Annotated in this window: 16 protein-coding genes; 6 read left to right on the forward strand and 10 right to left on the reverse strand. The window is 30.3% G+C overall.

Annotated features, from left to right (window positions below):
- Nucleotides 1-47 precede the first annotated feature (47 nt).
- The 5 genes from adcA to CD150_RS06200 form a co-directional block, all read right to left on the reverse strand.
- Nucleotides 48-1,586 carry a zinc ABC transporter substrate-binding lipoprotein AdcA gene (gene adcA / locus CD150_RS06180; RefSeq protein ID WP_073344057.1) on the reverse strand — a complete coding sequence of 513 codons (1,539 nt, stop codon included), beginning with the start codon at nt 1,584-1,586 and terminating at the stop codon, nt 48-50.
- Between the two features lie 214 nt (nt 1,587-1,800).
- Complete coding sequence (locus CD150_RS06185) at nt 1,801-2,409, reverse strand: DsbA family protein (protein ID WP_073344060.1); 609 nt, start codon at nt 2,407-2,409, stop codon at nt 1,801-1,803.
- A 29-nt stretch (nt 2,410-2,438) separates the two neighbouring features.
- Nucleotides 2,439-2,807 carry a DUF4467 domain-containing protein gene (locus CD150_RS06190; protein ID WP_019468823.1) on the reverse strand — a complete coding sequence of 123 codons (369 nt, stop codon included), beginning with the start codon at nt 2,805-2,807 and terminating at the stop codon, nt 2,439-2,441.
- Nucleotides 2,808-3,045: 238 nt separating this feature from the next.
- A complete protein-coding gene (locus CD150_RS06195) occupies nt 3,046-3,375 on the reverse strand; it encodes an ASCH domain-containing protein (protein WP_019468822.1) in 330 nt (109 codons plus the stop codon).
- 119 nt (nt 3,376-3,494) lie between these two features.
- Nucleotides 3,495-4,943, reverse strand: a complete 1,449-nt coding sequence (locus tag CD150_RS06200; RefSeq protein WP_019468821.1) for an MDR family MFS transporter — start codon at nt 4,941-4,943, stop codon at nt 3,495-3,497.
- 221 nt (nt 4,944-5,164) lie between these two features.
- Between CD150_RS06200 and CD150_RS06205 the strand changes: the two genes are divergently transcribed.
- A complete protein-coding gene (locus CD150_RS06205) occupies nt 5,165-5,269 on the forward strand; it encodes a putative metal homeostasis protein (protein WP_017722768.1) in 105 nt (34 codons plus the stop codon).
- Nucleotides 5,270-5,448: 179 nt separating this feature from the next.
- On the opposite strand, the gene CD150_RS06210 is transcribed toward CD150_RS06205, so the two are convergent.
- Complete coding sequence (locus CD150_RS06210; RefSeq protein ID WP_040030126.1) at nt 5,449-6,135, reverse strand: 2,3-diphosphoglycerate-dependent phosphoglycerate mutase; 687 nt, start codon at nt 6,133-6,135, stop codon at nt 5,449-5,451.
- A 358-nt stretch (nt 6,136-6,493) separates the two neighbouring features.
- On the opposite strand from CD150_RS06210, the gene CD150_RS06215 reads away from it, so the two are divergent.
- On the forward strand, nt 6,494-6,856 hold the full coding sequence (locus tag CD150_RS06215) for an aggregation-promoting factor C-terminal-like domain-containing protein (RefSeq protein WP_019468819.1): 363 nt from the start codon (nt 6,494-6,496) through the stop codon (nt 6,854-6,856).
- A gap of 340 nt (nt 6,857-7,196) precedes the next feature.
- On the opposite strand, the gene CD150_RS06220 is transcribed toward CD150_RS06215, so the two are convergent.
- On the reverse strand, nt 7,197-8,066 hold the full coding sequence (locus tag CD150_RS06220) for a cation diffusion facilitator family transporter (RefSeq protein ID WP_019468818.1): 870 nt from the start codon (nt 8,064-8,066) through the stop codon (nt 7,197-7,199).
- 244 nt (nt 8,067-8,310) lie between these two features.
- Nucleotides 8,311-8,691, reverse strand: a complete 381-nt coding sequence (locus tag CD150_RS06225) for a GtrA family protein (protein ID WP_019468817.1) — start codon at nt 8,689-8,691, stop codon at nt 8,311-8,313.
- 257 nt (nt 8,692-8,948) lie between these two features.
- On the opposite strand from CD150_RS06225, the gene tcaB reads away from it, so the two are divergent.
- The gene (gene tcaB, locus CD150_RS06230; protein WP_103161435.1) at nt 8,949-10,154 is read left to right on the forward strand and encodes a putative multidrug effflux MFS transporter TcaB; all 1,206 of its coding nucleotides are present in this window, start codon (nt 8,949-8,951) and stop codon (nt 10,152-10,154) included.
- A 292-nt stretch (nt 10,155-10,446) separates the two neighbouring features.
- On the opposite strand, the gene CD150_RS06235 is transcribed toward tcaB, so the two are convergent.
- On the reverse strand, nt 10,447-10,917 hold the full coding sequence (locus tag CD150_RS06235; RefSeq protein WP_070037470.1) for a GyrI-like domain-containing protein: 471 nt from the start codon (nt 10,915-10,917) through the stop codon (nt 10,447-10,449).
- Nucleotides 10,918-11,081: 164 nt separating this feature from the next.
- On the opposite strand from CD150_RS06235, the gene CD150_RS06240 reads away from it, so the two are divergent.
- On the forward strand, nt 11,082-11,693 hold the full coding sequence (locus tag CD150_RS06240; RefSeq protein WP_019468814.1) for a C39 family peptidase: 612 nt from the start codon (nt 11,082-11,084) through the stop codon (nt 11,691-11,693).
- On the opposite strand, the gene CD150_RS06245 is transcribed toward CD150_RS06240, so the two are convergent.
- Entirely contained in the window at nt 11,694-12,506 is an 813-nt protein-coding gene (locus tag CD150_RS06245; RefSeq protein ID WP_046207572.1) for a metallophosphoesterase, read from the reverse strand.
- Nucleotides 12,507-12,742: 236 nt separating this feature from the next.
- On the opposite strand from CD150_RS06245, the gene yidC reads away from it, so the two are divergent.
- On the forward strand, nt 12,743-13,543 hold the full coding sequence (yidC, locus tag CD150_RS06250) for a membrane protein insertase YidC (protein WP_073344072.1): 801 nt from the start codon (nt 12,743-12,745) through the stop codon (nt 13,541-13,543).
- 143 nt (nt 13,544-13,686) lie between these two features.
- Nucleotides 13,687-14,187: a GNAT family N-acetyltransferase gene (locus CD150_RS06255; RefSeq protein WP_046207571.1), complete on the forward strand. Its 501-nt coding sequence runs from the start codon at nt 13,687-13,689 to the stop codon at nt 14,185-14,187.
- Nucleotides 14,188-14,282 lie beyond the last annotated feature (95 nt).

The following is a 14,282-nucleotide window of genomic DNA, read 5'->3' on the forward strand; positions in this document are numbered from 1 at the left end:
CTATATAAATAATTAATTTCACTTAAATCCACACATTGATTTAGACTTTAATGTGCTAACATTTCTTTTTTAATTTGTGCTTTTGTTAATTCACTTGAGTAATATGTTGGCCAATTGTCTAATTCTTTTAATACTTTTTGTTTATTATCTCCCATAAATATATGGAAATGTTCTGCTTTTTTAGGTGCAATATTATGATCGCTAAATTGTACATATTTTGGTAAATCTTTATTGCTGCCTACTCGTTTAAATGAATATCTGACACCTCTATTACCTTTTTCATATTTCAAAATATCTTTCCCATCGTATTTGTATTGGCCAGTTAAGGTCTTACCGTCTTTTTTAAAAGTAATCGTATCCTCCGTAATATTTATATTACTAATATTTGTCTTATATCCTTTTTGGTAATATGCTTTATATTCTTTTGCAGTCATTTGATTATCTTCTTTTGCTTTGTGTTTCATGACATCATCTAACGTGCCATCTTTTAAAAACGGATAAACTGATTGCCATTCTCCTTCATAATCAGTTAATTTTCTATCTTTTACTTGACTATCCTTAAAGTAGCCATCAGCAATTGCTTTTTCATGTTTATTATGTGCGTGTTCATCATCTGTTTTAACATTGTCATTTAATGCCATATCAAGATGTTTTATATTTTTTTCCATTAGGGATTGATATGTCAGTTTATTATCTTCTGCTTGTTCTTTTGATAATGACTCCATGTTATTAAACTTCAATGGTTTTGCTTTTGTTTCTTTGCGAATCGTATCTGTGACTTTATTAGAAACATTGGCTTCATACAAAATGTATTTTGCGCCTGAATCATTAATCTCTTTCACAATTTTTGCTAATGCTTTTTGAGATGGATCTTCAGCATTCATGTTTTGTATACCTTTTTGGACAAATCCATATCTTTCTGAAAGATAACCAATAGATTCATGTGATATATATACGGTATTACCTTGCTTATCTTCAGTGATGTTTTGCATTTTTTGATCTATGCCCATCAAATCTTCTTTCAACTTATTATAGTTCTTTTCATAATAAGATTTGTGTTTAGGGTCTTGCTTTATTAATTTATCTTTGATCTCTTTTGCAAAGACTTGATTAAATTTTGGGTCTAACCATACATGAGGGTCATAGCCGCCATGATGATGTCCATGTTCATGATGGTGACCATGTTCTTCATGTTCTTCGTCGTGTTGATCAGTTAATAATTCGCTTTTATCAATTTTATCTCCTAACGATACCTTTTTATCATCCTTTTTAATTGTTGCTGCCACTTTTTTAGCAATAGGATCCAAATCGTCACCTGTATACAGGAACATATCTGCTTTACTCGCATTCATAATATCTTTTTGTGTTGGCTCATATGTATGTAAATCTGCACCAGTAGGATAAATAGATTTAACTGAAACATACTTTCCACCTATTTGATTGGCAAATGATTTTAATGGAAACACAGTAGTATTAATTTTTATTTTGTCATTATCTTTTGATTCGTTAGACTTTGTGGCACTACAAGCAGTAACGATGATCGCTAATATAATGACAAATGACAGTATGTATATTGACTTTTTCATTCTTATTCCTCCTCAGATAGTAATCATTACGATTTAAAATTATAACTGTACTTTTCGAGATATGCAATACATATTTTGATTTTTTCGTAATTGTTTCGATTTAATAAGTTAGTCCTTCTTTTTTATATAAACTAAAAAAGCCCGTTCCTAAATGTTTTATAAAACGTTCAGGAACTGGCTTTTGATATTAAAGTTTAAATCTAAATTTTAATATTTAACTTTCTTCAAGTATTTTTTTATAGTTCTTATATTTATACGGGTCCTCTACTTTTTTACCTGCTACAAAAACTGTAGGTGCTGTTTCAATATGGTTTTCTTTATATTGTTTTTGATCTTGTTCGGCTGATTTCCATGATTTACTATCTTTTGTTTTATAACTCGCTTTTATCTTTTCTTTTTTATCATTTGAAATTTCCAATTGATTTATTTGTTGATCAACGAGTTGTTCGGTAATCCATTTTTTTTCTGAGTTCGGTTGTTGCTTAAACATTAACTTTTGAAATTTTAAATATTGTTTAGGTGCAAATTGTCTTACTGCATGACCTGCCCTTGAACCTATAATTGAATCTTTTCCTAAAAATGCCATATTAACAAATTGATAATCTACTTTTTTCGTATCAATATATTCTTTTTTTAATTTAGGCATAATATGTTCTTCTACTTTTTTACAATATGGGCACTTAAAATCACCATACTCAATAATTTTAATCTTTCCACCTTTTCCATATTTGTCATCTTGATGTACATTTTGATTGTCATTCGAACATGCGGAAACAAAAATGACTACTGCCATTAATAACAAACTTAACCAACATTTCTTCATTTGTTAAAAACACACCTTCTTATCTTGTTTTATTCTTCTAAGTTCATATTTTCTTCTTTATAATCCGCATCATGTGCATGTGAATATGATTTTGAATTAAAGTTTTTTAAGTAATGTGCTTTACCATCTGTTATTTTATATGTATAAAAATGAACTTCATCATCATCTTTTAATGGTTTATAAGCAATAGTCACATATTTACCTTTGTCATACACATAGATATTCGCATTCTTTTTTTCAAACTTAGATTCCACATCGCCATTTTGCTTATCAGCTAAAATCTTTTGTTGTTTTTTCTGTTGATGCACTGCTTTGTCAATCTCATCAGCATATTTCCCACTACTGCACCCAGCTATAATGATTATTGAAATGAACACCATCGTCATTAATTTTTTCATATTTACACTCCTAATATTACTTCTCATATCTAATATTATTTAACCATAAGTTTTATCTTACAACGAAAATCTTTGATGTGCTAGAACTATAACATTATTTTTATATTTATATAAAAACACTTCCGAAAAATTCATTCATAAATGAATTTAACGAAAGTGTCATATTTACCGTAAAAAATTAAATTTTCACCTATGGTACAACTTTATCCTAGCTATAACTCAATTAATTTCATTTTCATCATATTAGTGCCACTTTGATTGCTAATGCACCGTAATTAAGTTCATCTGTTTGTGAATAAATTTGATATATAGCCGCTAATTTTTGAGAAAGTTGATCATCTGCTTTCGCTCCAACTTCTTCATTTGTATATTGATTCAACAGTGACTGAAACGAAGAAAACACTACAATTTCCTTAACTTGGACTGTTAATGTTTCTTCATTCATTAAATTTTGGAATACAATATAATCGCCGCTTTTAATTTCTTGTCTTTTTTCATCATTCAATCTAATTTCAATCGTTTTGACTTCGTTTTTCATTAATTGAAAAGGTTCATTATTTAAATGCATCGAGTGTTCTATAATCCATACGCTCCATTCATAATATTTATATTGATATCAAAGTATCATAATATTAATATCATTTACAAGACAATTTCGCTTAATGCAGTACGATGTCGCAATTTTAATTATTCAGCATTCTTTTCTTCTAATTTAAGTTGTCTTTTGCTTTTCAACATAAACACACTTATTAAACTGATAATTGATATAATGACTGCAAACCAAAAGGCACCGTGATACCCACTTAGCAATGCTTGATGTTGAATTTCTGCTGTCATTTGTTTTTGGCTCATATCTTTAAACTCAGACATATTTGGTGTGTAGTTTTTAGCAACCTGACTCATAATTGTAATCAAACCTGCTGTACCAATTGATGCAGATATTTGTTGTATAGTATTTGTCATCGAAGAACCATGGGCATTCATTTCTGGCGCTAATTGATTCATTGTATGTGTCATTAATGGCATTAAACCAAGTGCGATACCAATCATACGAATAGCATATACAGTAGCTAATATCGCTGATGAAGTATGTTCATCCATGATTACAAAATAAGAAGTTGTTACAACTACAATAAACATACCAATGAATGCTAATATTTTAGCACCATATTTTTCATAGAGTAAACCTGAAATCACTGACATAATCCCCATTACGATAGCTCCAGGTAATAAAATCAATCCTGATTGAAGTGCTGAGTCATTCATAATATTCTGCACAAACATCGGTAACACTGTTTCAGAACCAATCATTGAAATCATGGTAAAAGCCATTATGATAATACCTACGGCAAATTGACTATCTTTGAATACTGAAAAATCAAGCAGTGGATTTTCCAAACGTGTTTGACGAAATATAAAAGCAGCAACTAAAATAATGCCACCAATTACAGTAGTCAATACAATTGGATCGTTCCAGCCATCACGAGAAATTGAACTTGTACCGTATAGCAAACCACCAAAGCCGAACACAGATAAGATTATTGATAAAATATCAATACGTGTCTTTCGATTAGTACCAACATTTTTGACGAATTTAAGTGCACCAATGAAAGTAAGTGCAGCTATTGGGGCAACGACATGGAATAATGAACGCCAATTTAAATACTCTACTAAATAACCAGACAGTGTCGGACCAATTGCTGGAGCTAAACCAATCACCAAACCAAAAGTCCCCATATATTTACCTCTTTCATGAGGTTCAAATACATCTAAGATCGTCGTCATCATCAGTGGCATCATGATACCAGAACCAAGTGCTTGGACAATTCTTGCACTTAATAAAACAGAAAAGTTTGGACTAAATCCTGCAATTAAAGTTCCGATAAAAAAGATAAATATTGCAGTTAAAAATACTTTTCTTGTTGAGTATCTTTGAATAATCATTGCTGACAATGGGATTATTACACCATTGGTCAATAAAAAGGCCGTAGTAAGCCACTGTACTTGTGTGTAATCTATTTTAAAATCTTTCATTATGCTTGGTAATGCTGTAGTTAATAAGGTTTCATTTAATAATCCAAAAAATCCACCACACAACATCATCAAAATCATTATAATTTTCGTCTTTTGATCCATTTTTGTACTCCTATTTTCTATTAATTTATCAACTCTTTTTAGTCGCATTTCTGCATTATACATATTTTAGTTTAATTTATCATTAAAAATACTTAAAATATTAGTTTTATTTTAATCTTTTATTTTGAGAGATTTAAAAAATAGTTATAAATCGTAATAATTACTATTTACATTTCAGGTTTTTTCTTACATAATATCTATAGATAAAGGAGGTCCTCACCATGAAATTAGATTTACAAACAGCACGTCGTAATTTAAATAGTCCTAATATTAAAACACGGAAACGTGCACGCAAAATTATCCAACAACATAAGCGCAATAAATAAAAATAGAAGTAACACTTCAAAACCAATGGTAATTTGTTTCTGGTTTTGTCGCATTACTTCTAAAATGTGGCTTGATTCCTGAAAATATACATTTATATACTTCAGGATCAGCCATTATTTTATTTAAACGATTCATTATCTATTTATGAGGTCTTTTTTTACTTACATTTATTGAAAAACTATAAGTAATATTTATTTATTACTTTTAAATCATCTGTTAAATCATAAATCAAAGGCGCTCCAGTTTTAATTTCATATCCTACAATATCTTCATCTGATACATCTTCTAAATACTTAATTAATGCACGTAATGAATTTCCATGTGCAGAAACAAGCACAGTTTTTCCATCTAATAACTGTTGTGAAATTTGGTCGTTCCAATAAGGAATCACCCTAATTAAAGTGTCTTTCAAACTTTCTGATTCAGGCATAACTCTTCTATCTAAATGTTCATATTTTCTATCATTTAAATAGTCTTTTCTTTGTTCTTCACTTTGTTCAGGTGGTGCTATGTCATATGAACGTCTCCATATATGTACTTGTTCTTCTCCAAATTTTTCTCTTGCTTTATCTTTGTTTAAACCTTGCAATCCACCATAATGACGCTCATTTAAGCGCCAAGATTTAATAACAGGAATAAATAACTGTTGAGATTCATCTAATAAGTGAAATGTAGTTTTAATGGCGCGTTGTAATAAAGACGTAAAGGCGATATCAATCTCTATACCCTGTTCTTTTAATTTTTTTCCCGACGTTACTGCCTCAGTTCTTCCCTGTTCTGATAAATCTACATCAGCCCAACCTGTAAATAGATTCTCAGCATTCCAAACACTTTGTCCATGTCTACATAAAATTAGTTTTGGCATAATATTCCTTCTTTCCATTGAATAAAATTATATTATCACCCGTTTTACAAAAATATTACAGTGATATACAGATATAAATCTTGTTACGACAATACTTTATCTATAATTTCTCATGCAATACATTAAAATTATAACAATTTACACTTAATTTTGAAATGATTGTATTCATTTATTCATAAATGACTTTTTATTTTTATTTTACTGTAACCTGTCTATAAAAAAATGATGTTATAGTTGTAAACGTTGATAAACCGAGCAATACGACAGACAAAAATAAGCACTTTTAAAACAACTATGCAGATTAACAAATACAATTTGAAATTATTTAAAACAAACAATTATTAGGAGGATTTTTCAAATGAAAAAATTATTATTAGCTTCATTCGCATCAGTAACAATCGCTACTGCTGGTGTTGGTTTAACTTCAAATACATCTACAGCTGATGCTGCAGAAACTACTCAAGCAAACAATGATGTATATAGTGAATTTATTGCTGCTGGTGGTACAAAAGCACTTTGGGATAACATTGTAATGCCAGAATCAAGCGGTAACCCAGATGCGGTGAATGAATTAGGATATAGAGGTTTAGGACAAACGAAGGAAGCTTGGGGTACTGGATCTGTAACTGAACAAACAAAAGGTATGATTCAATACGCTGAAGAACGTTATGGCTCAATTGATGCAGCAATTGAATTCCGTGCTGCAAATGGTTGGTGGTAAAACGAATTTTATGCATTTCTTCAATATGTAAAAAAATAAAGCCCCACTTCTCAATTTATTGAGTTAGTGGGGCTTATGCATGGGCTGAATCTCAGGTGTTCCTCTATATTTTTTTAAAATTCTAGTCTTTCTTGCCAGGGTGGAGCAGTGAAATCTTTTTGATAAAAATAGATTTCTGTTCCACTCGTTTTTTTACTATAAAATAAGCTAATAAAATTTCAGTTTATACATCAATATTCATTAAATACCTTAATTCAGGTTATCCTTTAGTAGTTTATTAACTTAATATGAATATAAGTCATGATAATAATCAAAATTATTTACTTTCTCGACATCTTAGTTACTGTATTGACTGTGGCTCAGGATGCACATAAACTGAAGAAATGCCTTTGCTATGCATATGTTGTTCTACTTTGTCGCAAATGTGATGTGCTTCCTCTAAAGACAAATCTGATTTTACTACAATCGTTACATCTACAAAAACACTACTACCGTGGTAACGACCTTTAATATTTTGTACTTCTATTACATCTTCAATTTCTAACACATAATTTTTATAAGCTTCTAATTCTTGCTCGTTAAAACCGTCACTTAATGTAAAAATTGATTCTTTAAAGATACCAAAACCAGTATATATTATAAGTAAGCCTAAAATAATGGCTAATATCGTATCAATGATTGGAAATCCAAATTGTGTAAATACTAAACCAATTGCAGTTCCTAAACTCACTAACGCATCCGACAAATTGTCCTTAGCTGCAGAATTCAGAGAACTACTTTGGGTATGATTAGCAATTCTTTGATTAATATAAAACACAGCTAGCATAATCAAACCACTAATGACACTGACATAAATATTTATAATATTAGGAGTATGATGTTCGTTTGTGAATAATTCAGGAACATTCTCTATAATGACTTGAATACCTACAAACATTATAATAAATGACACGAGTAATGATGATATATTTTCAGATTTCAAATGTCCATATGGATGGTTTTGGTCTGCAGGTTTAATAGAAATTTTCAACCCAATAATTACGGCCAAAGAAACAATAATATCTGTCATGTTATTTAAACTATCTGCTTTTACAGCTGCAGAATCATATAAATAACCTACAATAAATTTAGTCACTGATAATATGATATAGACGATTAAACTTAAAAAGGCACCTTTTTGTGCTGTTTCCAATTTTTCTTTTTGACTCATCTTACGTTCCACCTTCAGTATGATTGAATACTTATTATGACTCAATACAAACATATTTACAACGATTTTTATTCAAAAATTATTTAATATAAATAAACTAATTATTTTTTTAGCCAATCCTAATATTAATTATAAAATTGAGCAAAAATAAGAGACCAAGTTTGAAACAAATCCTATTTTTGATTCCGAAACTTGATCTCATAAAAATAACTATATTTAAAATGTTGGTCTATTAATCATTTAACTAATCTCTCAAAATATATTTAGAGAGCACAAATGTTATAGGTATCGTAATGATAAGCCCTGCAAAAGGTGCTATCACAGATGATATACCAAACCATTGTACAAAAATGTACAATAATAAAGTTTGCATGCCCATATTGACAACTTGAGTTAATGGAAACTTTAGGAATTTACTCCAAGTTGGTGTCACTTTATAAACAAAGTAACAATTTAAATAATAAGAAATAACAAAACTAATGATAAATCCACTGATATGACTAACTAAATAATTCATTTCTAATAACTTCAATAAACAAAGATAGACAATGTAATAATTTAAAGTATTCATACCGCCTACAATCACAAATTTAATCACTTCATAGTGTGTTTTAGTCAAATTCATTTTTTACTCCTTAGTAAATTTCCATGTCTTTTTGAATAATTGCTATTAAAAACATATTATTAACGCGCTATATCTAGTATAATACTTTATCATATAAATGTATGTTTTGTATTATATTAATAATTACAACGAGCTCAATTAATATGCTCGTTTTTAAATATACATGTTATTTAATATATTACTTTTATAAGTAGTTACAAAACGAGATAACATGTTTATAATTAAGCATTAGAGAGTATTTTAAAGGAGTTTCAAACATGGACAAGATTTCAAATCGTCAACTGCCAATTATGGTCATTATTGTGTTAGGTATCATGACTACATTTGGTCCTTTAACTATAGATATGTATGTGCCATCATTACCGAATGTGCAACATGACTTTAGTACATCCGTATCTCAAGCACAGCTTACTTTATCATTTGCAATGATTGGTCTTGCTATTGGACAATTTATATTTGGACCTTTGTCTGATACATACGGACGAAAAAAGGTTGCTTTGTTTATCATTTCAATCTATGCGCTCGCTTCTTTACTGGCGGTTTTCACAGCTTCCATGGGTGTCTTACTCACTTTGCGACTAGTTCAAGGTTTAACTGGCGGAGGTGCAATAGTAATCGCCAAAGCTACTATGGGGGATCAGCATGAAGGAAAAGCGTTAGCTAAAGGACTAGCATCATTACTTGTAATTAATGGAATCATTACTATTATTGCGCCAATCATAGGTGGATACGCACTAACGATATCCAATTGGAAAGCAGTATTTGTAATTCTGACCATCGTAAGTGTTATTATTTTATTTTTGTCGATTCGCCATTTAGAAGAAACACATCAGCCAAACAGAACAAAACTTAATTTCAAAGTTATTTTTAAAGATTTTACTCATTTGTTAAAAACACCTGCATTTATCATTCCAATGATTTTACAAGGCTTAACGTACGTAATGTTATTTAGTTTTTCATCAGCGGCACCGTTTATTACACAAAAAAATTATGATATGACGCCTCAACAATTTAGTTATTTGTTTGCTTTTAACGGCATTGGCCTTATTATTATGAGTCAACTTACAGCCAAACTTGTGGTATATATGAATCGCTACTTTTTGCTAATTATTTTAACAATCGTTCAAATAATGGGCGTTGTACTTATTATTGTGACATTAACACTGCATTTGCCATTATGGGTATTAATTTTCGCATTCTTTTTAAATGTTTGTCCTGTAACAGGTATCGGACCTTTAAGCTTTGCATTAGCAATGGAAGCTCGTACTGGTGGTAGTGGTAATGCTTCCAGTTTACTAGGTCTATTTCAATTTATACTTGGTGGTATCATGTCACCATTAGTAGGATTACAGGGTGAATACAGTATCTTACCATATACGATTATTTTACTAATCACTGCAGTGCTAATCATTGGGTTAGAAATTGGGTTAAAGTCGTTTCTTATTAATAAGCATATAACATGAATTAAAGCTTAAAAAATACATTCAAAGCATTATCAACATTCACAATTAATTTAAATATATATGTATTTATTTGAAAAACTTAGGTTAAAGACTTAATATAGACGTCGCTAAATTCATGTATTAACATGCCATTTAGTGGCGTCTTTTCTTTTGCTTGTTCAATATACCAATCTATAAAATGCTATAAACACAATAAATGCCCAATTCTACTTGACTTTAAATAGAAATGGACGATTACATGACACAATTGTGTTTATATTTCTAACATTGTTGATTTCAAACTTCTATTCTACTATTTGATTGGAAACCAAATTTCAGTAATATAGTCGTTTGAATGTAATTCACCTGGTTTATACAACTCAAAAAAAGGAGCGCTTCGCAATTCATAATCTAGAGTATGTAAGATTTTTCTGTGAATGATTTGCATTGCTTGTTTAATCGATTCTGGAACTGGACCTTTGGCATCAAATACTAAGTATCTGCCTTCTACTAATTCTACGTGTTCCCAATCACTTTGCGTTTCCTCATTTGTCACACCTATTAAATAATGCATTTCGCCATTTTCTTTAGGAAGACAAACACCTAATAACCCTTCGAGGTATTGATTACTTTGTGATATCAAGTGATTTTTGTAACCCATTGCTTCAAATTCCATCCAAAACTTAAAAATATTTTCTTGTGCTTTTTGTCCAGTTGCATATGCTCTTTTTACCCCTACAACTGGCACTGGAATGTCGGATAATGTTTCTATTCTATAATCCATTGTTTTCAACCCCTTTCGCACATTATAACCATTTTCATTAAAATATATCTAATATTAACTATGATTTAAGCATCTTTGTAGTCACTTAAATCGATATAGATATATAATAAAAGCAATCATCAATGTTAATAAATCTTTAATATTCGATACAGGAGTCACTATCTATGAATAAAAAAATATTAGCCGTTAAACCAATTAGCCAATTGTTCCCGATACCTATGATTATGGGGTGCGAAGGCATAGCAAGTGCAATGATATTACAATTCAATAATCACAAAATACCAGCAACACATATCATGAAACACTGGCCGAAACACGCAAATAATCCATATAAAGGCTATGTAGGTCATCACTTATGGGTAAAATGGGGTTATCATCAAACGATTTTCCCTACAGCCTTAGCACCCTATTTACAAACGTATGATAAACGTATTGTTAATAGTACTGGGAAATCACTGGCTTCATTATGTGACGTCATTGATAAAGGGCAACCTGTCATCATTTATCACACTGTTTTAGGTCAAAAGCCTTTTAGCAAAACATTTAAAATTGATAATACACATCATCAATTGGTATCAAACATTCATGTTACCGTGCTGATTGGTTATGACGATAACCATTATTATTATATTGATCCATTATGGTCTAATTTATGGAAATCAATTATTATACCTGCTATTTTTCCGAATAAATATCAAATTATAAAAATTAACAAACAGAAATTAGAAAGCAGTTATAATGCTCCTGGACGTATGAGCATTCATTTACAAAAATGATTAATTAATTTCTATTTTGTGTAACGCATGGTTGATTTCCTGTTCTATATCTGGTGTACGCCATTCCCGTTGATAGCCTAAACACGGACAAATATATGTCACGTTGTTTTCTTCAAAAACATTTCGAAAATGAACATGGCCCATAATACTATATCTAATATCATATTGGGTATAAATTTCATCAAAATCCGAAGTACCTATAAATGCATTAAAATAATCAAATATTCTATGTGGCATTGGTACTGCGAATTTACGATGAGTCACGATGTGTGTCATTAATATAATTTTTTTATCTTTTACTTTTTCAATATCCTTCATCGCTTGTTTGGCCGCTATCATTGATAATTTTTGGTCTTCAATTTGCCAATCTATTTTCACTTTATCTTGCCAAGTAGCGCCATAATATTTCCTACGTGCAATGCGTTCCAAAGAGAATTTAGAGTGTGCATATGTATAGTCATACCAACCTGTATTACCTACAATCGCCCACGCTTCATTTATGACAAAAGGATCATCTATTAAGCAATTATCCATTTTGATATAAGTATCCAAGATTTCAGAAGAAGTCGCCCCAGTATCCGTTGACCAAAAATCATGATTTCCCGGTACAAACAGTACTTTTATCATTGTTTGTATCTCGATTTCCTTCACAAATGATTGCGTTAACTTATAATGATTTGAAACATCTCCAGCGATAAGTAATAATTCAATTTTTTGTTGCTTAATTACTGTAACTAATGCCTGTTCATAATCTTTGGGCGTTAGTTTATTATGTCTATCGATATGTAAATCTGAAATCATGCCTATTAACATATTTATCACATTCCTCTACTCGTTTAACAATTTCATTATGACACAACTTCATTTTATTCTTTAAATATTCCGCTTGTATTCATTTAAGTTTCGTTCAGCAAGTCATTCTGTATATCAAACATACCTGTAAGTCATTCATTAAAATGTTTTTCGAAATTATTTAAATAATATTTAAAAATTGTATGCAATTGTGTTAAAGTTACATTGTTCAAAACCCGAGCAGGAGGAAATAACATATGAAGAAAAATTGGATTGTCTTAATGATGACGATGCTACCTTTACTTTTAACTGCTTGTGATTATTCAAAACAAGAGGATAGAAGTGGCTGGTTTTACTTTATTTTTGTAAAACCCATTGATATGTTTTTGCATGGATTGGGAAAGTTGTTTAACGACAATTATGGGTTAGCCATCATCATGATTGTACTGACCATACGCCTTATCTTAATGCCGTTTATGTTAATACAAGTTAAAAACATGCATCTGATCAGAGAAAAAACAAAGATAGTACAACCGCAAATTGATAACATCAAACAACGCGTAAGAGATGCGCAAACACAGGAGGAAAAACGTGAAGCTAATAGAGATTTGATGACCACTTATAAGCGTTATGACATTAATCCAATAAAAAGCGTTATCGGTTGTTTACCAATTTTAATACAGTTGCCCATATTATTTGGTTTAATCGTGACACTTAAATTTCCTAGCAGTGGTGGAATAGATCAATTCCCTCATTTTTTATGGTTCAATTTAACAAAACCTGATTTATGGATGTCATTAATTGCAGCTGCTATTTATTTCATACAATCTCTTGTAAATGCAATGCATTACCCTAAAAATCAACGCAAAACATATTATGTGATGATGTTATTATCACCTATTTTTATAACTTACATATCTTTACATTCTGCAGCAGCACTTGGTTTGTATTGGACATTTAGTGGTTTGTTTTTAATTTTACAAATGCACTTTGCTCATTCATATTACAGTAAACAAGCAAAACAAGAAGCTTTAAAACTTGCGGATTCCCTCAATTAAACAAATATTGACTAAACAATGAGTCATGTTACTTTATTGAATTTTAAAATTCTTTCATTTACTTGTAATGAATTCAAAAATTTCTTTTACACATCGTTAGATGCTATAATATTTACAATTTGATAAACAAAGGGGGAAGATGTATGGAGTTTACAATAAGAGCATTAACTGAAGCAGATAAGTATGGTAAAGCACTTGTCCACTATGAAAGTTGGTTGGAAACTTATGACCATTTATCTAAAAATAATTACTTAGAAAACCTAGACAAAGCTCAATTTATCAGAAAGTCTTATTTGCACAATGTTCCGACATTAGTTGCCCTCGTCGAAAACGAAGTAGTAGGTTTCATATCTTATGGCAAAACGGAATCCTCATCTTCTTCTGACGACTGGAGTGAAATCTTCGCACTTTATTTATTGGAAGATTATCAGCGTCATATGATTGGTTATGCACTTACACAACGTGCCTTGGAATTATCTTATCCTGACAATGTAACCCTATGGGTAGTTGAAGAAAATAAAAATGCAATTCATTTTTATGAGCAAGTTGGATTTAAGTTGAGCAATGATAAACAAGCTACTTATTTTGGAAAAACTTATTATGAAGTTCGTATGAATTATTCAAGAAATGAACACGATTATTAAAATAACAAGTTATGACTTTATTACTACATTGTTTTACGCACTAAAAAAAGCAATGACACCCGCTATCATCATAGTATGTGTCACTGCTTTTTTAT

It is taken from the genome of Staphylococcus ureilyticus (genome assembly GCF_002902235.1).
Taxonomy (GTDB): Bacteria; Bacillota; Bacilli; order Staphylococcales; family Staphylococcaceae; genus Staphylococcus; species Staphylococcus ureilyticus.